21 protein-coding genes and 3 pseudogenes are annotated in these 22570 nt (G+C 65.8%); 8 read left to right on the top strand and 16 right to left on the bottom strand.

Annotated elements, in window-relative coordinates:
- Nucleotides 1-9: 9 nt before the first annotated feature.
- The 8 genes and pseudogenes from ubiD to recQ all read right to left on the bottom strand — a co-directional run bounded on the left by ubiD (nt 10) and on the right by recQ (nt 7768).
- The gene (ubiD, locus tag ACX36O_RS01375; protein WP_371698682.1) at nt 10-1494 is read right to left on the bottom strand and encodes a 4-hydroxy-3-polyprenylbenzoate decarboxylase; all 1485 of its coding nucleotides are present in this window, start codon (nt 1492-1494) and stop codon (nt 10-12) included.
- Nucleotides 1495-1683: 189 nt separating this feature from the next.
- A pseudogene (locus ACX36O_RS01380) lies at nt 1684-2253 on the bottom strand (UbiX family flavin prenyltransferase); the annotation flags it as partial.
- Nucleotides 2254-2481: 228 nt separating this feature from the next.
- Nucleotides 2482-2800: pseudogene (locus tag ACX36O_RS01385) on the bottom strand (putative zinc-binding protein); the annotation flags it as partial.
- Between the two features lie 36 nt (nt 2801-2836).
- Nucleotides 2837-3361 (bottom strand): ubiquinone anaerobic biosynthesis accessory factor UbiT, encoded by a 525-nt coding sequence (gene ubiT / locus ACX36O_RS01390; RefSeq protein WP_213362501.1) that lies wholly within the window; start codon nt 3359-3361, stop codon nt 2837-2839.
- A gap of 28 nt (nt 3362-3389) precedes the next feature.
- Nucleotides 3390-4286 carry a ubiquinone anaerobic biosynthesis protein UbiV gene (ubiV, locus tag ACX36O_RS01395; protein ID WP_488360224.1) on the bottom strand — a complete coding sequence of 299 codons (897 nt, stop codon included), beginning with the start codon at nt 4284-4286 and terminating at the stop codon, nt 3390-3392.
- Between the two features lie 73 nt (nt 4287-4359).
- Nucleotides 4360-5415, bottom strand: coding sequence for a ubiquinone anaerobic biosynthesis protein UbiU (gene ubiU / locus ACX36O_RS01400; protein ID WP_434087727.1), 1056 nt, complete (start codon nt 5413-5415; stop codon nt 4360-4362).
- Between the two features lie 15 nt (nt 5416-5430).
- On the bottom strand, nt 5431-5712 hold the full coding sequence (locus tag ACX36O_RS01405; protein ID WP_213362502.1) for a DUF2249 domain-containing protein: 282 nt from the start codon (nt 5710-5712) through the stop codon (nt 5431-5433).
- Nucleotides 5713-5911: 199 nt separating this feature from the next.
- The gene (recQ, locus tag ACX36O_RS01410) at nt 5912-7768 is read right to left on the bottom strand and encodes a DNA helicase RecQ (protein ID WP_488359946.1); all 1857 of its coding nucleotides are present in this window, start codon (nt 7766-7768) and stop codon (nt 5912-5914) included.
- A 233-nt stretch (nt 7769-8001) separates the two neighbouring features.
- Between recQ and ACX36O_RS01415 the strand changes: the two genes are divergently transcribed.
- Both ACX36O_RS01415 and ACX36O_RS01420 read left to right on the top strand, forming a co-directional pair.
- Nucleotides 8002-8298 carry a type II toxin-antitoxin system MqsR family toxin gene (locus ACX36O_RS01415; protein ID WP_213362504.1) on the top strand — a complete coding sequence of 99 codons (297 nt, stop codon included), beginning with the start codon at nt 8002-8004 and terminating at the stop codon, nt 8296-8298.
- A gap of 2 nt (nt 8299-8300) precedes the next feature.
- Nucleotides 8301-8702, top strand: coding sequence for a type II toxin-antitoxin system MqsA family antitoxin (locus ACX36O_RS01420; RefSeq protein WP_213362505.1), 402 nt, complete (start codon nt 8301-8303; stop codon nt 8700-8702).
- 10 nt (nt 8703-8712) lie between these two features.
- Here ACX36O_RS01420 and ACX36O_RS01425 read toward each other — a convergent pair whose 3' ends face one another.
- On the bottom strand, nt 8713-9534 hold the full coding sequence (locus ACX36O_RS01425) for a M48 family metallopeptidase (RefSeq protein WP_250131089.1): 822 nt from the start codon (nt 9532-9534) through the stop codon (nt 8713-8715).
- A gap of 230 nt (nt 9535-9764) precedes the next feature.
- Here ACX36O_RS01425 and htpG point away from each other — a divergent pair, with 230 nt between their 5' ends.
- From htpG to ACX36O_RS01445, 4 genes are all read left to right on the top strand, one after another.
- On the top strand, nt 9765-11825 hold the full coding sequence (gene htpG / locus ACX36O_RS01430; protein WP_213362507.1) for a molecular chaperone HtpG: 2061 nt from the start codon (nt 9765-9767) through the stop codon (nt 11823-11825).
- Nucleotides 11826-11989: 164 nt separating this feature from the next.
- The gene (locus tag ACX36O_RS01435; RefSeq protein WP_213362508.1) at nt 11990-12604 is read left to right on the top strand and encodes an O-methyltransferase; all 615 of its coding nucleotides are present in this window, start codon (nt 11990-11992) and stop codon (nt 12602-12604) included.
- On the top strand, nt 12579-13724 hold the full coding sequence (ribD, locus tag ACX36O_RS01440; RefSeq protein ID WP_250131090.1) for a bifunctional diaminohydroxyphosphoribosylaminopyrimidine deaminase/5-amino-6-(5-phosphoribosylamino)uracil reductase RibD: 1146 nt from the start codon (nt 12579-12581) through the stop codon (nt 13722-13724). The genes ACX36O_RS01435 and ribD overlap by 26 nt, the downstream gene beginning before the upstream one ends.
- A 208-nt stretch (nt 13725-13932) precedes the next feature.
- A complete protein-coding gene (locus ACX36O_RS01445) occupies nt 13933-14376 on the top strand; it encodes a hypothetical protein (RefSeq protein WP_213362509.1) in 444 nt (147 codons plus the stop codon).
- Nucleotides 14377-14582: 206 nt separating this feature from the next.
- On the opposite strand, the gene ACX36O_RS01450 is transcribed toward ACX36O_RS01445, so the two are convergent.
- From ACX36O_RS01450 to lysM, 7 genes are all read right to left on the bottom strand, one after another.
- Nucleotides 14583-15446, bottom strand: a complete 864-nt coding sequence (locus tag ACX36O_RS01450; RefSeq protein ID WP_371686317.1) for a 3-hydroxybutyryl-CoA dehydrogenase — start codon at nt 15444-15446, stop codon at nt 14583-14585.
- A gap of 150 nt (nt 15447-15596) precedes the next feature.
- Complete coding sequence (locus ACX36O_RS01455; protein ID WP_213362511.1) at nt 15597-16142, bottom strand: hemerythrin domain-containing protein; 546 nt, start codon at nt 16140-16142, stop codon at nt 15597-15599.
- Nucleotides 16143-16156: 14 nt separating this feature from the next.
- Nucleotides 16157-16369: a hypothetical protein gene (locus tag ACX36O_RS01460; RefSeq protein WP_213362512.1), complete on the bottom strand. Its 213-nt coding sequence runs from the start codon at nt 16367-16369 to the stop codon at nt 16157-16159.
- 114 nt (nt 16370-16483) lie between these two features.
- Complete coding sequence (locus ACX36O_RS01465) at nt 16484-17320, bottom strand: ABC transporter permease (protein WP_213362513.1); 837 nt, start codon at nt 17318-17320, stop codon at nt 16484-16486.
- Nucleotides 17321-17323: 3 nt separating this feature from the next.
- Nucleotides 17324-18262, bottom strand: coding sequence for an ATP-binding cassette domain-containing protein (locus ACX36O_RS01470; protein ID WP_488359947.1), 939 nt, complete (start codon nt 18260-18262; stop codon nt 17324-17326).
- Nucleotides 18259-19764, bottom strand: coding sequence for an AMP nucleosidase (locus ACX36O_RS01475; protein ID WP_371686319.1), 1506 nt, complete (start codon nt 19762-19764; stop codon nt 18259-18261). Before ACX36O_RS01475 ends, ACX36O_RS01470 begins: the two co-directional genes overlap by 4 nt.
- 280 nt (nt 19765-20044) lie before the next feature.
- Nucleotides 20045-20536: a peptidoglycan-binding protein LysM gene (gene lysM / locus ACX36O_RS01480; RefSeq protein ID WP_213362518.1), complete on the bottom strand. Its 492-nt coding sequence runs from the start codon at nt 20534-20536 to the stop codon at nt 20045-20047.
- A gap of 129 nt (nt 20537-20665) precedes the next feature.
- On the opposite strand from lysM, the pseudogene ACX36O_RS01485 reads away from it, so the two are divergent.
- Nucleotides 20666-21430, top strand: a pseudogene (locus ACX36O_RS01485) (type III pantothenate kinase); the annotation flags it as partial.
- A 294-nt stretch (nt 21431-21724) separates the two neighbouring features.
- Entirely contained in the window at nt 21725-22567 is an 843-nt protein-coding gene (locus tag ACX36O_RS01490; RefSeq protein ID WP_488359948.1) for an aldo/keto reductase, read from the top strand.
- Nucleotides 22568-22570: the final 3 nt, after the last annotated feature.

The raw sequence follows: 22570 nt of genomic DNA on the forward strand, positions 1-22570 counted from the left end.
TGCGGCGTGTCATGCACGATCCAGCGCATCCAGCACCCCCTGCACGCGCTGGAGGACTTCCGGCGGCATGGTGATGGGCCTGCCCCACTCGCGCGTCGTCTCTCCGGGCCACTTGTTGGTGGCATCCAGCCCCATCTTGCTGCCCAGTCCGCTCACGGGCGAGGCAAAGTCCAGGTAGTCGATCGGGGTGTTCTCCACCAGCATGGTGTCGCGCGCGGGGTCGCAGCGCGTGGTCATGGCCCAGACCACGTCGTTCCAGTTGCGCACGTCCACATCCTCGTCTACCACGATGATGAACTTGGTGTACATGAACTGGCGCAGATGGCCCCAGATGCCCATCATCACGCGGCGCGCATGGCCGGGATAGGCCTTGCGGATCTGCACTACCGCCATGCGGTAGCTGCAGCCTTCCGGGGGCAGGTAGAAGTCGGTCACTTCCGGCAGATGGCGTTGCAGCAGCGGCACGAACAGTTCGTTCAGCACCTGGCCGAGAACGGCCGGTTCGTCCGGCGGGCGGCCGGTGTAGGTGGAGTGGTAGATGGCGTCGTGGCGTTGGGTGATGCGATCGACGGTGAAAACGGGAAACTCGGCCCGCTCGTTGTAGTAGCCAGTGTGGTCGCCGTAGGGGCCTTCCAGTGCATGCGCATAGCCGCTGGGGTGGCTGGCGTCGGGCTGGATATGGCCTTCGAGCACGATTTCCGCATGTGCCGGCACCTGCAGCTTGCTGCCCAGTGCCGCGGCCACTTCGGTCTTGCTGCCGCGCAGCAAGCCGGCAAACTGGTATTCGGACAAGGCATCGGGCACGGGCACCACTGCGCCCAGCAACGTGGCGGGATCGGCGCCCAGCGCCACCGCCACCGGAAACGGCGTGCCTGGATGCGCCAGCGCATGCTCCCGGAAATCCAGCGCGCCACCGCGGTGCGGCAGCCAGCGCATGATCAGTTGCTTGCGAGACAATAGCTGCTGGCGGTAGATGCCCAGATTCTGGCGCGGCTTGTGCGGCCCGCGCGTGATGGTCAGGCCCCAAGTGAGCAGCGGCGCCACGTCGCCGGGCCAGCAGTGCTGGATCGGCAGCGCCGTCAGGTCCACCTCGTCGCCTTCCTGCACGATCTGCTGGCAGGGCGGATGCGACACCGTGCGTGGCGCCATGTGCCAGAGCGATTTCAGCAGCCCGCTCATGCCGATCATCTCGCGCAGGCCCTGCGGGGCGGAGGGCTCCTTCATGCCGGCCAGTACGCTGCCCAACTCGCGCACCTGCGCCAGTTCCTGTACGCCCATGGCCTGCATCACGCGTTGTGGCGTGCCGAACAGGTTGCCCAGTACCGGAAGCTGGTGTCCGGTCGGCCGGGTGAACAACAGTGCCGGACCGCCGCGGCGCAGCGTGTGGTCGCACACGGCCGTCATCTCGAGATGGGGCGAGACGGGCTCTGCAATGCGGCGCAGCTGGCCGGAGCTTTCCAGTTGCTGGATAAAGTCGCGCAGGTCGCGGTACATGGATGGCGTCTAATGGGAATGGCTATGGGGCAGGATGGCGTTTTCGCGATAGTGCGGGCTGGCGGAATCTCCTGCGTGGGCGGGCGGCTCCATCGGGTCAGCCGCCGAGGTGGCAGGAGGGTGGCTTGTGTCCAGAACGCCTGATTCCCTGTTGGCGCACACTGTGCTGGTGCGCACAGCAGAGGCATTCGGCAAGCCGCTCCATCCTTCCGACAGCGCCTGCGGCACGTCGATCAGGTCCAGTACCCGCGCCACGCAATGGCGCACCACATCGTCCACCGTCTGCGGATGCTGGTAGAACGCCGGCACAGGCGGATAAACGATGGCGCCCATCTCGGTCACGGAGGTCATATTGCGCAGGTGCGCCAGATTCAGCGGCGCCTCGCGTGCCACCAGCACCAGACGGCGGCGTTCCTTGAGCATCACATCGGCGGCGCGCGTGAGCAGGTTGTCGCCCAGCCCGTGCGCGATGGCCGCCAGCGTGCGCATGGAACAGGGCGCCACCACCATGGCGCTGCAGCGGAACGAGCCGCTGGCAATGGTGGCGCCGACGGCGTTGATGTCATGCACCTGATACGCCAGCGCGGCCAGTTCATCCGGCCCCATATCCAGTTCGTGCCGCAGCGTGAGCCACGCGGCATCGCTGACCGTCACATGCGTTTCGATATCCGGCTGCGCCCGCAGGGCCTGCAGCAGGCGCACGGCCAGCACGGCGCCGCTGGCGCCGGAGATACCGATCACGATGCGGCGCGTGCTCATGAAGCGTGCCGCGCCTGTGCGTGGGCGCGGGGTGTCATGCCGGCCGGCCCTCGCTCCCGTCGCCACCCGCGCTGGCCGGAATGCTTGAGCAGCCAGAAGCGTCTTCAGTCGGCGAGGAGGATACGTCTTGCCCCGGCTCGCCATGCGCCCCCACCAGCGAAGCATTGCGCTGCGGCAGCGGCTCTGCCTGCAGATCTGCCAGCACATGCCCGATCACTTCCTCTGCCTGTTCCGGATCGAAATCCTGGTGCAGCTTCTTGCGCACGCCCTGTTCCTGCAGCTGAAAGTGGCGATCCGGCGTGATCGTATGTCGCGCCAGCGTGTTGTTCACGCATTGCAGCTGGCAGCCATCCAGCGCAATGATGGGCCGGCCAGAGCGCGCCAGCTTGACCAGCGAGGGCACATCGCCGCCGACGCCGGCAATGCAGGACATCTCGGCCACGCCGCGGCGATCGAGTTGCAGGGCAACATGGTTGGCCAACTGGGCGGCGCTGGAGCAGCCGGAGCAGGAATACACCAGCGGATGCTGGTCACGGGGTTTGGACATGGGGACTCCTTCGAACTAACGGAGCGAAACAATCAATCAGTGGTGCGGCAGATGCTCCCGCAGGCGCTGCAGAACGTCGCGCGGGTGGGGCGGGCGCGGCAGCTTGCCCAGGTCGGGCAGGCGGAACTGGCGCGGATCGAACACCGGCAGCTCCATGGCGTCGAGTGTGTTCTTCACCATCAGGCCGAGTTCGGTATCGCCTTCCATGCTCAGGCGGCGGTTGAAGAACAGCGTGTCGGGGTCCTGCGAGCGGCGTGCCAGCGCGATGAAATCGCTGGCGTGGGCGCGAATGGTCAGGTCCGGCGGCCCCTGCACGCTGTGCAGTGGCGCAAAGCGCGTGCCCTGCCACTGGAAATCGCAGTGGATGCCGGCATCGCGGATTTCCAGCCGCAGCGGCCGGCCTGCCAGCGCCTGGGCCACATCCTCCGGCAGCTGGCGCGCCAGTGTCAGGTTCAGCGCGCCCACAAACAGCAAGGCCCCGGGCCAGCGGGGCAGGTGCTGCAGCACGCCAGACACCGGGCCGGGCAAAACGAAGTCATCGGGGATCAAACGGGAAGACATGCGGGTTTCCTTCCAAAGTGTCCGGGTCTCAGGCCGGTACAGCGATCTGTTCCATGCCCGAGCGGCCATGCCAGTAGCCATTGCAGGGCTGGTCCGGCAGCAGCGGCAACATCTGCGCGTGGGCTTCGGCCGGCATCAGGCGCTGGTCGAGCGCGTCGCGCCACAGCTGCACCAGTTCGCGCATATGCAGCGATTGCGGGCTCAGGCGCAGCACCTCCACACCCATCGCCTGCAATGTGGGCAGTTCCTGCACGAGGTTGCAGACATGGGCCGATTGCGTCTGGATGCCGTTGAGTGTGAGAAAGCCCTCGCCCTCGCGCGTCTGCAGCAACAGGCCGTCGGGGTAGTCGATGCAGCTGAACTGGCAGTCGTCCTTGGGCAGGTTGCGGTGGCGGGCGGTAAAGCAGCGCGCGGAGAATGCCAGCGGCATGCGGCCCAGCGCAAACACCTCGGTCTGCAGGCCGTGGGGGCGCTGCTGTTGCAGCACCTGCAGCTCGGTCTGCGCCATCTCCAAAGGCGGCACCCAGCGTACAGCGCCGAGATCGGCCATCCACTGCAGGGCAGGCTGGTTGTACAGGTTCAGATGCGGGCCGGCGACGAACGGCAGCTTGCCCGCCACCATCTGCACCGCGCCCATATCGTTGGCTTCGACCAGGAATTCGCCGTTGTCGACAATGCGGCGCGCCACGGCGGCGTCGCTGCCGGATTCGATCAGCACCTGGGTCGAGAGGATGGCCTGCTTGCCGGCTTCGCGCAGCATGCGTGCCACGTCGATCCAGTCGGCCAGACGCAGCTCGTGGCGGCGCGAACAGACCGCTTCGCCCAGGTAAACCAGATCCACCGGCGTTTCGGCTATCTGCTGGTAGAACTCGAACACCGTCTCGCGCGGCCAGTAATACAGCAGCGGCCCGAGGGCCAGCTGCATGGAGGGGGAAGCTTGTGCCGGATCACTGGGCATGGCGGATTTCCAGAAAAAGAGTGACAGGGAAGTCCATGGCTTATTTCCAGGGCCGGTGGTAGGCGCCCAGGGTCTGCTGCTGGCCTTCGGACACGTCAGCCAGCGCCGTCATCCAGCCCGAGCGCGGCGTGTAGCGGTGCGGGTTCTCGTGGCAGTGGTCCAGCGCCTCGCGCAGCACGCGCGTCACTTGCGCCACATAGGCCGGGCTGCGCTGGCGCCCTTCCACCTTGATGGCGCGCACGCCCATGCGGTAGAGCTGCGGCAGGATGGACAGCGTGTTCAGGCTGGTCGGCTCCTCGATGGCGTAGTAGCCGTCCTCGCTGCGCACATCGCCCACGTCGAAGCGGCCCTTGCACAGCGTGGGATAGCCGGCGCTTTCGCCTTCGCCGTAGCGGTCGATCAGCACGCCGTTCAGGCGCGCCTCCAGCCCCTTGGGCGTTTCCTGCCAGCGCACCGCCTTGGCGGGCGAGCACACGCCGTGCGTGTTGGGCGCCTCGCCGGTGGCATAGGACGACAGCTGGCAGCGTCCCTCCACCATCACGCACAGGCTGCCGAAACCGAACACCTCGATCTCCACCGGCGTCTTGTCGATCAGCTGCTCCACCTGCGTCAGCGAGAGCACGCGAGGCAGCACGGCGCGCGAAATGCCGAACTGCTCATGGTAGAAATTGATGGCTGCGGCATGCGTGGCCGAGCCCTGCACCGACAGATGCAGGCGCACACCGGGATGGCGGCGCGCCGTGTACTGCATCAGGCCGGGGTCGGCCATGATGATGGCGTCTATCCCCATGTCGGCCGCGCGATCCACCGCGCTGCGCCACACATCCACCGAATCGCTGCGCGCATAGGTATTGAGTGCCAGCAGCACCTTGCGCCCGCGCGCATGGGCATACGCGATGCCGGCGGCGATGGCCTTGTTGTCGAAATTCAGGCCCGCGAAGTTGCGGGCATTGGTCGCGTCCCTGAAACCCAGGTAGACGCAGTCTGCGCCATGGTCGACAGCCTGCTTCAGTGCGGGCAGGCTGCCGGCGGGGCAGACCAGTTCCATCGGGGGCTGTACCACGTCCGTGGCCAGCCCGGGATTCATTGCTGTCATCGGGAATGGCAGGGCTTACTGGCGCACGAAATCGATTACCACCCCCTCCGCGTCGCGCTGGCGGTAGGTGATCTGCACGCCTTCGCCGTAGCGGGCGACCATCTGGTGCAGCAGGGGGATCGGGTCGTGGTCGTTCACGAAACGCATGGTTTCGCCGGCCTGCAGCGCATCGAGTGCGCCGAAAATGGCGGCGTGGCGGAAACGCTTGGCGATGCCGCGGGCATCGAAACCATAGATGGCGTCGGCACGCGAATGGTCGTGCGGCATGCCGACGGGCTGCAGCGGAATGGTAGGCATGGGTCTCTCCTCAGCTTCGAAGAAGTGGAATGGGGAGTGTTCACCCAAAGTGCACACCAGGGCCTTGACGTGAAGCAATGAAGTGCCGATGCGCAGCCGGCTTGAAAAAAGATACGGCTTGTGAAGTCAGTTCAACAGCCAGTGCTCCTGAACAGGCAAGCGCAGCCTTCGAGAACCGGCGCTCCATGCTGGCGAGAACTCAGGCACTCGCCTCCAGCACGCGCAGCAGTTCCTCGCCATAGCGCTCCAGTTTGGCATCCCCCACGCCGCTGGTGCCGCGCAGCGCGCTGAGCGTGCCCGGATCTTCTTCGGCGATCGCGGCCAGCACGCTGTCATGGAAGATCACGTAGGCCGGCACGCTGTGCGCCCGCGCCACCTCGCTGCGCCAGGCCTTGAGCGCCTCGAAACGCGCCTGGCCGGCCTGGTCCAGATGTGCGGCAGCACTGGCACGTTTGCGCCCGCTGCCGTCGCGCTGCCCGCGCTTGCGCGGCGTGGCCACCACATGGCGCAACTGCAGCGTCTGTTCGCCGCGCAGGATAGGTCGCGCCGCCGCCGTCAGCCGCAGTGTGTTGAAGTGCGCGCTGTCCACCTGCAGCGCCCCCAGCGCTACCAGTTGCCGCAGCACGCCGCGCAATTCGGTCTCGCCGCTGTCGGGCGCCAGCCCGTAGGTGCTGAGGCTCTCGTGCCCGAACTGCCGCACCTTGTCGGTGTCCTTGCCGCGCAGCACGTCCATCACATGGCCGGCACCGAAGCCGATGCCGGTTTTTTCGTGCAGGCGGTACACGGTGGAGAGCAGCTTGCGCGCCAGTTCGGTCGCATCCCACACCTCGGGCGGGTGCAGGCAGTTGTCGCAGTTGCCGCAGGGCTGCGAGGTCTCGCCGAAATAGCCCAGCAAGCGCACACGCCGGCAATCGGTCGCCTCGGCCAGCGCCAGCAGCGCATCGAGCTTGCCGGTCTGCACGCGCTTGAAGGCATCGTCGGCCGGGCTGTCGTCGATCATGCGGCGCTGGTTCACCACATCCTGCAGGCCGTAAGCCATCCAGGCCTGCGAAGGCAGGCCATCGCGCCCGGCCCGGCCTGTTTCCTGGTAGTAGCTCTCGATATTGCGCGGCAGATCCAGATGCGCAACGAAGCGCACATCGGGTTTGTCGATGCCCATGCCGAAGGCGATCGTCGCCACCATCACCACGCCTTCCTCGCGCAGAAAGCGGTCCTGATTCGCCTGCCGCGTGGCGGCATCGAGCCCTGCATGGTAGGGTATGGCGTCGATGCCCTCGCGCACCAGCGCCTCGGCCACTTCCTCCACGCGGCGGCGGCTCTGGCAATACACCACGCCGGCGTCGCCTTCATGCTCGTTTTCGATGAAGCGCTTGAGCTGCGCCAGCGGATCGCGCTTTTCGACGATGGTGTAGCGGATATTGGGCCGATCGAAGCTGCTGACGAACTGCTGTGCCTGCTGCAGCTCCAGCCGCTCGGCAATGTCCTCGCGCGTGATGGCGTCGGCGGTGGCGGTCAGGGCAATACGCGGCACGCCGGCAAACTGCTCGTGCAGGAGAGTGAGCTGACGGTATTCCGGCCGGAAATCATGGCCCCACTGGCTCACGCAATGCGCCTCGTCGATGGCAAACAGCGCCAGTTGCCCGCGCTCGTACAGGCGTTGCATCAGGCCCAGAAAGCGCGGCGTGACCAGCCGTTCCGGCGCCACGTACAGCAGCGTCAGCCGCCCGCCGAGCAGATCCTGCTCCACCTGCTGCGCTTCGCTGGAAGACAGCGTGGAATTGAGAAACGCCGCTGCAACGCCCGCCTCATGCAGCGCGCCCACCTGATCGTGCATTAGCGCCACCAATGGCGACACCACAATGGTGCAGCCATGTCCCAGCCGCTGCCGCGCAATGGCCGGAACCTGGTAGCACAGCGACTTGCCGCCGCCCGTTGGCATCAGCACCAGCGCATCGCCACCTGCCACCACCGTATCAATGATGGCCTGCTGTTGGCCGCGGAAGGCGGGATAGCCGAAGACTTGCTGCAAGATGGTGAGAGGGGAGCTTTCAGACATAACGCTGTGTCAAAAATTAGTATATTTGTATTATATTCTTGCAGATGAGCGGGTGGAATTTCAAGACTGAGGGCAGCATGCGCAACGGTTCGAAAGAAGTGCCCCTGTACATCGCAACAAGAGACTTCAACGTGTCGTTGTATTGCCTGCGAATGGTCCGCCTTCTTGCACGCTCTGCAGTCCTCCGGCACCAAGCGGTTTGCCGAAATCAACCAACTAGGTTAAAGTTCATCATGGAAAAGCAGACGCCGCACCGCAGATTGGCTGTGGTGAAGGCCTTGGTTCAGGCTGGAAAGGTGCGTACGACACATGCAGCCCGAATCGGCGCCAACGAACTCGGCCTGCGTTTTTCCGACATGCTGCAGGTCGTGATGGAACTGGATTCCGGCGATTTTTACAAGAGCATGACCACCCATGTCGATCATACGATATGGCAGGATGTCTACCGCCCACGCACGTCGGCCGGAGACATCTATCTGAAACTGACAGTGATGGAAGACGTCCTGATCGTCTCCTTCAAGGAGCTCTGACCATGAAATGTCCTGTTTGCGGCGGAGCGGATTTGATCCGGGATACGCGCGGCCTGCCATACACCTACAAGGGTGAAACAACCATCATCGCTGCGGTGACGGGGGACTTTTGTCCGGCTTGCGGCGAATCGATCCTGGATGCAGCAGAGTCCGATCGCGTCATGCATGCCATGCAGGCTTTTTCGCGCGAGATCAATGCGGCTTTGGTTGATCCCGATTTCATTGCGGCAGTGCGCAAGAAGCTGGAGCTGGATCAGCGCGAGGCCGCCGAGATCTTTGGCGGTGGAGTGAATGCGTTTTCCCGTTACGAAACAGGCAAAACCAAGCCGCCACTGGCCTTGGTCAAACTGCTCAAACTGCTCGATCGCCACCCAGACCTGCTCGCCGAGGTCCGGGCAGCTTGAATCAGCAGCATCAGCGCCGGCGTGCCGCCTCATAAATCGGCATCAGCTTCGGCAACGCCGCCCGGATGCGCGCCGTGCGGTCCGATGCCGACGGATGGCTCGACAGGAAGGACGGCCCCTGTCCCGCGCCCGCTGCCGCCATCTTGTCCCACAGCGTCAGCGCCGCAGCGGGGTTGTAGCCGGCGCGCGCGGCCAGTTCCAGGCCGTAGATGTCGGCCTCGTTCTCCATCTGGCGCGAGTAGGGCATGTCCAGCGCCACCTGCTTGGCGATGCCGGCCAATTGCGTGCCGCCCGATCCGAGGCCGATCAGCGCACCGCCCAGCGAAATCGCCAGATCACCCACCGCCTGCTGCGAGATCTGCTCGCGCGAATGCTCGCGGAAGGCGTGTGCCATCTCGTGGCCGATCACCACGGCCAGTTCATCGTCGGTCATGCCCATGCGGCGCAGCAGGCCGGTGTACACCGTCACCTTGCCGCCCGGCATCACGTGGGCGTTGAGTTCATTGGTATTGATCAGCACCAGTTCCCACGGCCAGCGGGCTGCATCGGGACGGAACTGCGCCACATGCGGAATCAGGCGGCGCATTACCGTGCTGACGCGGTTGTATTCGGGGCCGCTGGTCACCAGCTCACCCTGCGCCCGCGCCTTGGCGTTCTGCTGGTTGAAAGCCTGCTGCGAGGCCTGCACGACTTCAGCCTCGGACACCACCATCAGTTGCGAACGCTGGCCGCCGGCCACGGAGCCGGTGGTGGTACTGGCACAGCCCGCCAGCAAGGCGGTGGCGGTCACGGCCAGCAGGCCGTGGCGGAACATCGGGCGCAGAGAAGTCATGGAGGCATCCTTTCACAACAGGTTTCTTGTCCGGGGCCACAGCCCCTCCCTTCGGCGCATGGTATGCGAAAACCGCGCGACGCAGGCAAGGGGTTGTAACCTGAAGCCGGTTTGATGCCCCATCGGCGGAACTAGTTCACGCCGGCTTGAAACACTTCGCCCCGTCCCCATCTGCCGGGTTCGCCCTCGTCCGGAGGGCCCAACCACAGAACGAACCCAAGGCAACCACCATGAGTACCCATACCCATGCATTCCAGGCCGAGGTCGCACAACTGCTGCACCTGGTCACCCATTCGCTCTATTCCAACCCCGACATCTTCGCGCGCGAGCTGATCAGCAACGCATCCGACGCCTGCGACAAGCTGCGATTCGAGGCGCTCAACAACCCCGCGCTGTACGAAGACCAGCCCAACCTCGAGGTGCGCGTCTCCATCGACAAGGCCGCCAAGACCATCACCATTGCCGATAACGGCATCGGCATGAGCGAGCAGGAGGCCATCGACAACCTGGGCACCATCGCCAAGAGCGGCACCAAGGATTTCGTCAGCAAGCTCACCGGCGACCAGAAGGCCGATTCGCAGCTGATCGGCCAGTTCGGCGTCGGTTTCTACTCCGGCTTCATCGTGGCAGACAAAATCACGGTGGAAACGCGCCGTGCCGGCCTCAAGCCCGAAGAAGGCGTGCGCTGGGTCAGCGGCGGTGCCGGCGATTTCAGCACCGAAACCATCACCAAACCCGGCCGCGGCACCAGCATCACGCTGCACCTGCGCGAAGACAAGCTGGACTACCTCAACAGCTACAAGCTCAAGAGCATCATCAGCCAGTATTCCGACCACATCGGCCTGCCCATCCTGATGCCCAAGGAAGAGTGGAAAGAGGGCGAGGAAGGCCAGCCCGGCGACATGGTGCAGACCGGCGAATGGGAACAGGTCAACGAGGCCAGCGCCCTGTGGACGCGTCCCAAGAAGGACATCACGCCCGAGCAGTACAACAACTTCTACCAGACGCTGGCGCACGACTTCGAAGACCCGCTGGCCTGGAGCCACAACAAGGTCGAGGGCAACACCGAATACACGCAACTGCTGTACATCCCGGCGCGCGCCCCGTTCGACCTGTACCAGCGCGACCACAAGCACGGCCTCAAGCTCTACGTGCGCCGCGTCTTCATCATGGACGAGGCCGAATCCCTGCTGCCGCAGTACCTGCGCTTCGTCAAGGGTGTGGTCGATGCCTCCGACCTGCCGCTGAACGTCAGCCGCGAACTGCTGCAGGAAAGTCGCGACATCAAGACCATCCGCGAAGGCAACACGCGCCGCGTGCTGTCCATGCTGGAAGATATGGCCAAGCAGCAGGCCACGCCGCCGGAAAGTGCCGAAGGCAAGACCGACGTCGGCTCGGGCGAATCCGTGCCGGCCCCGGAACCGGTCGAGACCGAGGAAGGCGTGACCGACGTGGTGGACAAGAGCGAAGCCGCACCCGCCGCCGAAACTGCCGCCGCCTTTGCCGAGCAGAAGACCGGCGCCAGCAAGTACGCCACCTTCTACGCCGAATTCGGCGCCGTGCTCAAGGAAGGCCTGGGTGAAGACACCGGTAACCGCGAGCGCATCGCCAAGCTGCTGCGCTTTGCCAGCACCACGACCGACACGGTCAGCGTCAGCTTTGCCGACTACAAGGCGCGCATGAAGGAAGGCCAGGAGGCGATCTACTACATCACCGCCGACAGCCTGTCTGCCGCGAAGAACAGCCCGCAGCTGGAGCTGTTCCGCAAGAAGGGCATCGAAGTGCTGCTGATGGCGGATCGCGTGGACGAGTGGGCACTGAGCTTCCTGCACGAGTTTGACGGCACGCCGCTGCAAAGCGTGGCCAAGGGCGCGGTCGACCTTGGCAAGCTGCAGGACGAGGAGGAGAAGAAGGCTGCCGAGGCTGCGCAGGAAACCGCCAAGCCGTTGCTGGAAAAGATCAAGGAGGTGCTCAAGGATGAAGCGCAGGACGTGCGGGCCACCACGCGCCTGGTCGATTCCCCGGCCTGCCTGGTGTCGCAGGAACACGGCATGAGCGTGCAACTGGCGCGCATGCTCAAGCAGGCCGGCCAGCCGGTGCCGGACATCAAGCCGGTGCTGGAGGTCAATGTCGATCACGCGCTGATCCGCAAGCTGGCCGAGGTGCAGGACGATGTCACGCGCTTTGCCGACCTGGCGCAGGTGCTGTTCGACCAGGCGCTGCTGGCCGAAGGCGGCATGCCGGCCGATCCGGCGGCCTATGTGCGCCGGGTGAATGCGCTGCTGGCGTAACGCGCTGCGGCACATGCACTGAGAGGGATGGCGGGGCCATCCCTTTTTTCTGCGGATAATGGCGCTCTGCGACGCCGTCACCGCCGTCACCGCCGTCACCGCCGGCCCGGAATCTGCCTCTGATTGTCGTCTGGCTGCTGCCCGCCCATTGCTCCCTGTTGCTCATGTCTGCCGATCTTCTGCCACCTTCCCTGCTGGCCGTGCAGCAGGCCACGCGCGCCCACCAGCGTGCGCATGGCTGCAACGCCCACACTTTCGAGGACGGCGCCGGGCTGTGGCAACTGGTGGCCGCCCATCAGCCGCGCCGCGTGCTGGAGCTGGGCACGGGGCTGGGCTACAGCGCCTGCCTGATGGCACTGGCCAGCCCGGAAGCCATCGTGCAGACACTGGAAGGCGATGCGCAACATGCCGGCCTGGCGCGCGAGCACATTGCGCAACTGGGCCTGCAGCAACGCGTGCAACTGCACGAAGGTTCGTTCTCGGTCACGCTGCCGGCGCTGGAGCTGGCCCCAGGCAGCCTCGATCTGGTGTTCTTCGACGGCAACATGCCCGCCTTCGTGCTGGTGCAGCATTTCCATACGCTGCTCGCCCCCGGCGGCTTGCTGGTCTGCGCCAACCTGGAGCTCAACGGCCCGCAAGGCGCCCGCCGCGCCAAGGCCGAACTCAGCGATTCCGCGCGCTGGCAGCGCCTGCCCGGTCTGGAAAACGGCCTGACCTGGGTGGCACAAAAAAGGGGCGATGCGGCACTGCAACATGAAGTTACGCAATCTGGCCCATAATGCCGGCATGTCGAACTTCCAGCAGGCCCTTGCCCTGGCCGCCCATTCGCTGACCCTGAGCAATCCGAACCCCCGCGTCGGATGCGTCGTCGTGGACGCGGATGGCCGCACCCTGGGGGAGGGCTTTACCCAGCAACGTGGTGGCCCGCATGCCGAAATCATGGCCTTGCGCGATGCCGCCAGCCGAGGTGAGGACGTGATCGGCAGCACCGTCTACGTCACGCTTGAACCCTGTGCCCACCACGGCCGTACGCCGCCGTGCTGTGATGCCCTGATCGCCGCCCGTGTCAGCAAGGTGTGCATCGCCCTGCGCGATCCCAACCCGCTGGTGGCCGGGCAGGGCATTGCCCGCCTGCAGGCAGCCGGCATTGCCGTGGAAATGGCGCCCGCCGAGGTGGAGGCCGAGGCGCGCGAAATCAACATCGGCTTCATGCAGCGCATGGAGCAGGGTGTGCCCTGGGTGCGCCTCAAGACCGCGTCCTCGCTCGACGGCATGAGTGCACTGGCCAATGGCGAGAGCCAGTGGATCACCGGGGACACCGCCCGCGACGACGTGCAGCACTGGCGCGCCCGTGCCTGCGCCGTGCTGACCGGCAGCGGCACGGTGGTGGCCGATGATCCCCTGCTCAATGTGCGCCTGCCCGGTGCCACGCGCCAGCCGCACCTGGTGATCGTGGACAGCCGCCTGCGCACGCCGCCCACGGCGCGCCTGTTCGGCGTGCCGGATCGCAAGGTCTGGATCGTCACCGTCGACCGCAACACCCCCGGCCGCGACGAGCGCCGTGCCGCCCTCGAGGCCGCGGGCGCCGAAATCATCACGCTGGATGCCGGCATGGACGGCCGCAGCGACCTGCGCGAACTGATGCGCGAACTGGGCCGGCGCGAGGTCAACGAAGTGCATGTGGAAGCGGGCGCCATCCTCAACGGCGCCCTGCTCGAGGCCGGCCTGGTGGATGAGTTGCTGGCCTATGTGGCGCCCATGCTGCTCGGTCCGGGGCGGCCACTGGCCGAACTGCCGCAGCTGCAGCGTCTGTCGGACGCCTCGCGCTGGGGCCTGCACCGCATGGAAGCGGTGGGCGACGATCTGCGCCTGCAGCTGCGCAAGCGCAAGACGGCCTGAGCCGCCGCTCTTGCCTCACGGCACCGATGCCGCCGGCCAGGCCGTGCGAAATTGCCGCCGTGGCCGGGAACTTGTCCGGTTCCGGCACTATCTCACGGGTATGGCCACGCAGGTGCAACACCGCTACCCAAACGGCCGGGCAGGCGCTAGTATTTTCAGCATCAGGGCGCCGAGCCGACTGCATGCCGGCGCCGCTAAAGGACACCGTATGAAAACGACCGCACACCGCATCCTCCTCACCACCGCACTGGCGGGCGCCACGCTGCTGGCCGGCTGCGCCAATGGCAGCTTCCACCCCGGCCTCTCGGTGGGGCTGGGCATCGGCAGTGGCGGGCGCGTGGGTGGCGGCGTGTCCATCAGCACACCCATCGGCAATCCCGGCGGGCCGGTGGTGGGCAATATCGGCATTGGCGCCGGCAGCGGCGGCGGTGGTGTCGGCATTGGCATCGGCATGGGCGGCAGCACGGTGCTGAACCAGCCTGCGGTCGACAGTCCGCCGCCGGCCCGGCTCCCCGCACGCACGGATGGCGCTGCCCCGGCCGACTGGGCCCCGGTGAGCGGCAAGGCTGTCACCAGCCAGACCGTCAACCAGGCACCCGCCGGTTCCGCCTTCCGCGACTGGCCCTGGGGTGTGCAGCGCGTTTCTCCCTGAGCCGGCGACCAGGCAGCGGGCCTTCGCAGCGCATGTTGACGGGGAGTGCAGCGTCATCGTGCCGGGCGTTGGCGCACCCCGCGCGTGATGCCCCTCGGGGCGAGCGTGCTTCGCTCCACGGGCAGCAAAAAGCCCGCGCAGCCGCACTGACTGCGGCCCGCGGGCTTTGCTCTGCGCATCCAGGGGGTTGATCCCCCGGTGATGGCTTACTTGGCGCTGTAGTCGTACACGCCGCGGCCGGTCTTGCGGCCCAGGTGGCCGGCAGCAACCAGTTCCTTCAGCAGGTAGCAGGGGCGGTACTTGCTGTCGCCGAACTGCTCCAGATACACCTCCATCACGGCCAGGCACACGTCCAGACCGATCATGTCGGCCAGGGCCAGCGGGCCGATCGGGTGGTTGCAGCCCAGCTTCATGCCGGCGTCGATGTCTTCCGGCGTGGCCAGGCCTTCGGCCAGCACGAAGAAGGCTTCGTTGATCATGGGCACCAGGATGCGGTTGACGACGAAGCCCGGAGCGTTCTTCACGGTGATGGGCGATTTGCCCAGGTGCTCGGCCAGGGCCTTGACGGTGTCGTGCGTGGCGTCGCTGGTCTGCAGGCCGCGGATCAGTTCGACCAGGGCCATCATCGGCACCGGGTTGAAGAAGTGCATGCCGATGAACTTGTCGGCGCGCTTGGTCTGTGCGGCCAGCTCGGTGATGGAGATGGAGGAGGTGTTGCTGGCGATGATGGTCTCGGCCGGCAGCAGCTCGTCCAGCTGCTTCAGGATCTTGTTCTTGATTTCGGGGTTTTCGGTGGCGGCTTCGATCACCAGCTGGCAGCCCTTCAGGTCGTCATAGCTGGTGCTGCCCTTGACCAGGGCCAGAGCGGCTGCCTTGTCGGCTTCGCTGATCTTCTCTTTCTTGATCAGACGGTCCAGGCTGCCGGCGATGGTGGCCAGGCCCTTCTGTACGGCGGCCTCGGCGATGTCGACCATCACCACGTTGATGCCCTTGGTGGCACATGCCTGGGCGATACCGTTGCCCATGGTGCCGGCGCCAACGATGCCGACGGTTTGAATGCTGTTGCTCATGCGAATGCTCCGTGAGTGGACAAAATTAACCCCGCTATCTTAACGCCGCGGGGTGACAGATTCGTGCAGAGAGCTTGACGTATGCGTCATTTGGGACGCGCCCCCGTGCCTATTGCACGGGAGCGGGTGGCAGAAATGCTGCACTGCAGCTTATTCGGCGGCAGCGGCTTCGCGCTTCTGGCGGCGCTGCTCCATTTCCGCACGCATCTGCTGTCCGTCCAGGCCGCTGATGAGGGGGCTGGCGGCCGGATAGGCAATGCTTTCCTCCAGCACCATGTGGTCGTTGTAAAGCTCCAGGAACAGCTGGATCTGCTGGTACAGCATGTCCATGTCGAACCAGCTGTTGCCGGATTCGGCGGCCGACAGCGAGGGTTCGATCTCGAGCCAGTTCTGCTCGATCCAGCCGTGGTCCTGCACCAGCTGGCGCGCGGTATGGGCCAGTTCCGCTTCGTGCGAGGCCAGCAGCGGCGGGAAAATGTGGCGCTCTTCGTCCAGATGGTGCTGGCGGGCGTTGGTGTCGAGCCAGGCGCGTACTTCGGCGGTTTCGGCGCGCACTTCGGCGGTCAGGCCATCGTCGCGCATGGCATCGGCCAATGCCTTCAGGCGCAGCAGCTTGGCCTCGATCTCTCGGTGGGTCTGGTCCAGGAATGCGAAGGCGGCATTGCCCTTGCCTGCGGTGGCTTTGCTGTCAGTCATGGTCACTTCCTACGTCATGGCGCTTGCGCATCACCTGCACGGACCATCCGCAGCAGCTGCGCAAAGCGTCGGGCCAGGCCGGCCCTTGCTGTCCATTGTGATGGCAATTTCCTGACAGCGACCTTGCGCTGGCGCAACTCGGTGGAACTTTTTGCTGCTTTGCAGCAAAACTGTCCGGCAAACGCGGTTTCAGCGAAAAAGAACCGGTTGCTGGCTGCCTGCGCCATGGCTGTGACAAGGGAGCAGCCGAGGAAGGTGGGGATTGCGGATGAGGCGGATGAGGCGGATGGAGGGATGGGGGATGGGGGATGGAGTGCGGCGGCGAGAGGCACTGCCGGGGATCAGCGGGCAAAGCGGCGCCGCGTCAGCGCCAGCGCCACCCAGAAGGACAGCGCCGCCGTCCCTGCCAGAACCCCCAGATGCAGCCAGGCCTGCTGCGGCCATTCGCCCAGGAACAGCGGTCGCACCAGCAGCACCGCCTGCGACAGCGGCAGCCATTCGGCCACGTGCCGCACCAGCGGCGGCAGCTGCGATTGCGGAAAGAACACGCCCGACAGGAACATGGTCGGCGTCAGGAACAGCGTGAAGTAATAGGTGAAGAAGTCGTAGCCGCTGGCCAGTGCATTGAAAATCAGCGCCATGCTGGCAAAGCAGATGCCCGCCAGCAGCAGCACGGGCAGCACGGCGATCAGCGTAGTGGCGTGGCTGATGCCCAGCGCCAGCATCACCATCAGGATGGCGGTTGCCGAAAAAATCGCCTTGAAGCTGGCCCACAGCATCTCGGCCAGCACAATGTCGTCGAGCTGCACCGGCGCGTTCAGGATGCCGTCCCAGGTTTTCTGAACATGCATGCGCGAGAAGGCCGAATACAGCGCCTCGAAGCTGGCGGCGTTCATGGTGCTCATGCAGATGCTGCCGCTGGCAATGAACAGCAGGTAAGGCATCGTATGGCCATCGACTGTCACATTCCCGATCAGTGCCCCCAGGCCGTAGCCGAAGGCCAGCAGCCACATCAGCGGTTCGGCGATGTTGCCGATCAGGCTGGGTACGGCGAGCTTGCGCCAGACCAGGAAGTTGCGCAGAAAGACCGGCCACCAGCGCTTGCTCAGCTGCGGTGGCGCCCAGTGCGAGAGCTGCTCGCTCAGCGCGGTGGTGGCAGGGGGCTGGATGGCGGGCATGGGTCAGGCTCCTTCGCGGATCTGGCGGCCGGTGAGCTTGAGGAACAGGTCCTCCAGATTGGCGGGGCGGTGCAGCGTGCGCACATGCGCCTCGCGCTGCAGCGCGGCCAGCAGCGGGCCGGCCTGGCGCGTGTAGAAGAACACCGTTTCGCCGCTCACCTCGGTGCGATCGGCCAGGCGGGCCAGATCGGACGTGGCCAGTGCGCGAGCATCGGTGCCATATACCTCCACCACATCCGGCTCCAGATGCGCCTCGATCAGCGCGCGCGGCGCGCCTTCGGCCATGATGCGGCCATGGTCCAGCACCACCAGCCGGTGGCACAGGCGCTCGGCCTCGTCCATGAAGTGCGTGGTCAGCAGGATGGCCGTGCCCTGCTGCAACAGCCATTGCAGGCGCTCCCACATCAGATGGCGCGCCTGCGGGTCCAGCCCGGTGGTGGGCTCGTCGAGCAACAGCAATTTGGGCGCGTTGATCAGCGCACGCGCCAGGCTCAGGCGCCGCTTCATGCCGCCGGAGAGCTCGCCCGGCTTGGCATCGGCCTTGTGCGTGAGCGCGGCAAATTCCAGCAGTTGCGGAATGCGCTCGCGGATTTGTTCATCCGGCAGGCCGAAATAGCGGCCGAACACCAGCAGGTTCTCGGCGCAAGTGAAATCCGGATCGAGCGAATCGAATTGCGTCACCACGCCCAGATGCTGCTTGATGGCGAGGGCATCTCGCGGCATGGTCAGGCCGTCGAAGGCGCGGATCACGCCATCGTCGGGCGCGGTCAGACCCAGACACATGCGCAGCGTGGTGGTCTTGCCCGCGCCATTGGGTCCGATCACGCCCAGGCATTCACCCGGCGCGATGCGGAAGGACACGTCGTCCACCGCCGTGAACTCGCCGAAGCGCTTGTGCAGGTGCTCGACGGCAAACAGCGGCGGGGCGGGTGGCGTGCTCACTGGAAAGCCACCTCCAGAAAACTGCGCAGCTTGCGGCTGTGCAACTGGCCGGTGGCGCCGGTGCGCAGCAGTTCCAGTGCGCGGATGCCGATGCGCAGATGCTGGTCCACCCGCTCGCGGTAGAAGTGGTTGGCCATGCCGGGCAGCTTGATTTCGCCGTGCATGGGCTTGTCGCTCACGCACAGCAGGGTGCCGTAGGGCACGCGGAAACGGAAGCCATTGGCGGCCACGGTAGCGCTTTCCATGTCGATGGCGATGGCCCGGCTCTGGGTGAAGCGCTGCGCCGGAATGTTCTGCGCGTCCAGCTCCCAGTTGCGGTTGTCGGTGGTGGCCACAGTGCCGGTGCGCAGCACCGCCTTCAGATCGTCGCCCTGCAGCTGCGTGACGTCGGCCACGGCCTGCTGCAGCGCCTGCTGGATCTCGGCCAGCGCCGGTACCGGCACCCACAGCGGCAGGTCCTCGTCCAGCACATGGTCCTCGCGCACATAGCCGTGTGCCAGCACATAGTCGCCCAGCAGCTGGCTGTTGCGCAGGCCGGCGCAGTGGCCCAGCATCAGCCAGGCGTGCGGGCGCAGCACGGCCACATGGTCGGTCATGGTCTTGGCGTTGGCCGGGCCGACGCCGATGTTGACCATGGTGATGCCGGCATGGCCGGGACGCACCAGATGGTAGGCCGGCATCTGCGGCAGGCGCTGCGGGTGCGCGCCCTGCACGAAGCCGTCCGGGCTGCCGTGGGAGACATGGTGCATCACCACGTTGCCGGGTTCGACAAAGGCGGTGTAGCCGCTGTCCGGGTCCTGCATGGCGGCCTGGCCGAGGCGGATGAACTCGTCGATGTAGAACTGGTAGTTGGTGAACAGCACGAAGTTCTGGAAATGGCGGGCCTCGGTGCCGCTGTAGTGGCGCAGGCGCTGCAGCGAATAGTCCACGCGCGGCGCGGTGAACAGGGCCAGCGGCAGGGCGCCGCCGCGTACGTGCTGCGAAGTGCCGTTGGCAATGCCGTCGTCCATGCTGGCCAGGTCGGGCCAGTCGAAGGTGGCGTGCATGCGCTGGCGCTGCTCCACACCGAGCGTGCCCTCCACCACCTCATGCGGATCGAGCGCAAAATGCAGCGCGATCGGCTGGTGGCTGGTGGCGACCTCGAGCGGGGCGGACGGATGGTTGCGCAGCAGCAGTTCGAACTGGGTGCGGTAGTAGTCGGCGAACAGGAAGGGATCGGTCAGCGTGGTCTCGAACACGCCGGCGTGGGCCACGAAGCCGAAGGTGTGACGCTGCTCGCCGCGCGGATGCTGCGTGGCCTCGTGCGTGTGGATGCGCACCAGCGGATAGTAGGCACGCACCGGCTGCGGCAGGCTGCCTTCGGCGATGAAGCGGCGGAACTGCTCGCGCAGATGCTCGATGGATTGCCGGTAGATCGCCTGTACCTGCTGCAGCGCGGCATCGGCATCGGTAAACGGCTGGGGCGCCACGTAGGGCGGCGTCAGTGGGCTGGGAGCTTTCATGAACGTCCTGGCTGTCGCGGGGCAACGCCGTGCTGCGTGCACGGCGCAAGGTGCGAACCATTGTACGCAGCGCGAGCGACGATGCCGTGTCGGCGCATGGCGCGCGAGCACGCCCCTCGGGTGCGCTACCTGACGGGCGCCTGCCCGGAAACACGGCTTGCCTGTTGTGCCCCATCTGGGCCGGCAAGAAAAAACGCGCCGGCAGGCGAACTGCGGCGCGTTCTTGTGCGGGATGCAGGCGGCCCGCGAAAGGGGCGCAGCCTGTCGGTCCCGGGCCGGATTACAGCGCAGGGATGCGCAGTTTCTGGCCGGGGTAGATCTTGTCCGGGTGGGACAGCATGGGCTTGTTGGCCTCGAAGATCACCATGTACTTATTGGCATCGCCATAGTACTTCTTGGCAATGGCGGACAGGGTGTCGCCGCTCACCACGTCGTGGTACTGGGCATCGGAGCCGCCGCCGTCGGCCACGTTCATGTTGTTGTCCACGTCCTTCACGGCAGCCACGTTGCCGGCAGCCAGGGTGGCTTTTTCGGCGGCTTCCTTGTTGGGAGCGTCGCCGGTCAAGGTGACCTTGCCGCTGGCGCCGTCGAACATCACGTTCAGGTTGGAGAGGCCAAGGTTCTGTGCCTCAATGTAGCTCTTGATGGCAGCGCCGGCCTCGGCGTTGAGCTGGGCCAGGGAAGCGGTGTCATTGGCCGCTGCGGCTTCTTCCACCTTCTTGTGGCCGAACAGTTTTTCGCCGGCTTCCTTGATAAAGCTGAACAGTCCCATGTAGTCTCTCCTTGGTTGTGAGTGATGAGAGTTGCAGCGTATCCGCAAAACATGACAGGTACGCAACAGCCCCATGCAATTATGGTAAGTAAACGTCAACAATTCCACATGCGCGCCCATAATGCGCCCATGACATTCCTTGCAGTAGATATCGGCAACACGCGCCTGAAGTGGGCGCTGTATGCCCAGCCCGCTCCGAATGCCCGCCTGCTGGCCCACGGTGCCGAGTTTCTCGAGAACATCGAGAAGCTGGCCGAAGGGCCGTGGAAGGCCTTTCCTTCAGCGCCCTCGCGCATGCTGGGCTGCGTGGTGGCCGGCGATGCGCTCAAGCGCCGCGTCGAGGAACAGATGGAGATCTGGCCCGATCTGGAGCCACGCTGGGTGGTGTCGCGCTCCGAGCAGGCCGGAGTCGTCAATGGTTACGAATTGCCCAACCGCCTGGGGGCGGACCGCTGGGTGGCCATCATCGGTGCCCGTCACCGCATGCTGCGCGCCTGCGAGGGCCAGGCACCGCGCCCGCTGGTGGTGGTGATGGTGGGCACGGCCGTGACGGTCGAGGCCATCGACACCGAAGGCAGGTTCCTCGGCGGCATCATCCTGCCGGGCCACGGCATCATGCTGCGCGCACTCGAATCGGGCACGGCCGGCCTGCACGTGCCCACGGGCAATGTCACCGAGTTTCCCACCAACACCAGCGATGCACTCACCAGCGGCGGCACCTTCGCCATTGCCGGGGCGGTGCAGCGCATGGTGCGCCATGTGCGCGCCCACTGCGGCATGCAGCCCATGTGCATCATGACCGGCGGCGCCGGCTGGAAAATGGCGCCCTACATGGAAACGCCGTTCGAGCTGGTGGAAAGCCTGATTTTCGACGGCCTGCTGGCCATGGCGGCCGATGCGCATGCGCGCCAGCGTGCCGACCAGGCGGCCCGGCTGGCGGCCCAGGCCGAGGCGGGGGCACAGCAGCAGGGCGGCGGCACCGAAGCATCGCCGCCGCAATCGGCTGCCATGCCAGAGTCCTCGGCCGGCTTGCCCTGCCAGATGCAGGACGGCGCCATCCGCACGCCGCAAGCCTGAATCCATGCACACGCTGGAGCAACTGCGCCTCGGCGAGTTGGGCGGTGCGCATTTGCTGCGTCTGCACGAAATCGTTGCCCGGCTGCAGCCTGTATTTTCGATGGAGACACCATGATGAGCACCCCTTCTTCCCTGGCACCGACCGTGACCCTGGGCAATGGCGTGGCCATGCCCCGGCTTGGCCTGGGTACCTGGCCGATGGACGATGCCGAGGCTGCCCGCGTGGTCGCCCGCGCACTCGACATGGGCTACCGCCTGATCGATACCGCGGAAAACTACCGCAACGAGCGTGGCGTGGGCGAAGGCCTGCGTGCCTCGGGCGTGCCGCGCGAGCAGGTGTTCGTCACCACCAAGTTCAACAAGCAGTGGCACAGCGTGGAGGGCGTGCAGCAGGCCTGCGACGCCAGTCTGCAGCGGCTGGGGCTGGACTATGTGGATCTGCTGCTGGTGCACTGGCCCAATCCCGACCAGGATCGCTACGTGGAGGCCTTCCAGGGCATGGTGCGTTTGCTGGAGGCGGGCAAGGTGCGCGCCATCGGCACGTCCAACTTCAAGCCCGCACACCTGCAGCGTCTGTTCGATCTGGGGCTGGCGCCGCATGTGAACCAGATCCATCTGGACCCCTATCACGGACGCAGCGACGTGGTGCAGGTGCACCGTGAGCGCGGCATCGTCACCGAATCCTGGAGCCCGCTGGGCCGGGCCGGAGCCATGCTGCAGGAGCCGGCCATTCTGGCGGCGGCAGAGCGCCATGGCCGCACCGCCGCGCAGGTGGTGCTGCGCTGGCATACGCAGCAGGGCTATGTGCCGATTCCCAAGTCCGCCGATCCGCTGCGCCTGCAGCAGAACCTGGACAGTTTCGGCTTTACCCTGTCAGACGAGGAGATGGCGGCCATCAGCGCGCTGGACCGCGTGAATCCGGCGATGCTGGATTCGGATGTGTTCGGGCACTGAAGG

It is taken from the genome of Brachymonas sp. KE5, assembly GCF_057773645.1.

Bases quoted from the DNA above. Each gene is read 5' to 3' on its own strand.
- ubiD (WP_371698682.1), bottom strand. From the start codon at position 1,494: ATGTACCGCGACCTGCGCGACTTTATCCAGCAACTGGAAAGCTCCGGC.
- ubiT (WP_213362501.1), bottom strand. From the start codon at position 3,361: ATGTCTTCCCGTTTGATCCCCGATGACTTCGTTTTGCCCGGCCCGGTG.
- ubiV (WP_488360224.1), bottom strand. From the start codon at position 4,286: ATGCAGCTGGCCCTCGGGCCGCTGCTGTATTACTGGCCGCGCGAGACG.
- ubiU (WP_434087727.1), bottom strand. From the start codon at position 5,415: ATGACAGCAATGAATCCCGGGCTGGCCACGGACGTGGTACAGCCCCCG.
- ACX36O_RS01405 (WP_213362502.1), bottom strand. From the start codon at position 5,712: ATGCCTACCATTCCGCTGCAGCCCGTCGGCATGCCGCACGACCATTCG.
- recQ (WP_488359946.1), bottom strand. From the start codon at position 7,768: ATGTCTGAAAGCTCCCCTCTCACCATCTTGCAGCAAGTCTTCGGCTAT.
- ACX36O_RS01415 (WP_213362504.1), top strand. From the start codon at position 8,002: ATGGAAAAGCAGACGCCGCACCGCAGATTGGCTGTGGTGAAGGCCTTG.
- ACX36O_RS01420 (WP_213362505.1), top strand. From the start codon at position 8,301: ATGAAATGTCCTGTTTGCGGCGGAGCGGATTTGATCCGGGATACGCGC.
- ACX36O_RS01425 (WP_250131089.1), bottom strand. From the start codon at position 9,534: ATGACTTCTCTGCGCCCGATGTTCCGCCACGGCCTGCTGGCCGTGACC.
- htpG (WP_213362507.1), top strand. From the start codon at position 9,765: ATGAGTACCCATACCCATGCATTCCAGGCCGAGGTCGCACAACTGCTG.
- ACX36O_RS01435 (WP_213362508.1), top strand. From the start codon at position 11,990: ATGTCTGCCGATCTTCTGCCACCTTCCCTGCTGGCCGTGCAGCAGGCC.
- ribD (WP_250131090.1), top strand. From the start codon at position 12,579: ATGAAGTTACGCAATCTGGCCCATAATGCCGGCATGTCGAACTTCCAG.
- ACX36O_RS01445 (WP_213362509.1), top strand. From the start codon at position 13,933: ATGAAAACGACCGCACACCGCATCCTCCTCACCACCGCACTGGCGGGC.
- ACX36O_RS01450 (WP_371686317.1), bottom strand. From the start codon at position 15,446: ATGAGCAACAGCATTCAAACCGTCGGCATCGTTGGCGCCGGCACCATG.
- ACX36O_RS01455 (WP_213362511.1), bottom strand. From the start codon at position 16,142: ATGACTGACAGCAAAGCCACCGCAGGCAAGGGCAATGCCGCCTTCGCA.
- ACX36O_RS01460 (WP_213362512.1), bottom strand. From the start codon at position 16,369: ATGGCGCAGGCAGCCAGCAACCGGTTCTTTTTCGCTGAAACCGCGTTT.
- ACX36O_RS01465 (WP_213362513.1), bottom strand. From the start codon at position 17,320: ATGCCCGCCATCCAGCCCCCTGCCACCACCGCGCTGAGCGAGCAGCTC.
- ACX36O_RS01475 (WP_371686319.1), bottom strand. From the start codon at position 19,764: ATGAAAGCTCCCAGCCCACTGACGCCGCCCTACGTGGCGCCCCAGCCG.
- lysM (WP_213362518.1), bottom strand. From the start codon at position 20,536: ATGGGACTGTTCAGCTTTATCAAGGAAGCCGGCGAAAAACTGTTCGGC.
- ACX36O_RS01490 (WP_488359948.1), top strand. From the start codon at position 21,725: ATGATGAGCACCCCTTCTTCCCTGGCACCGACCGTGACCCTGGGCAAT.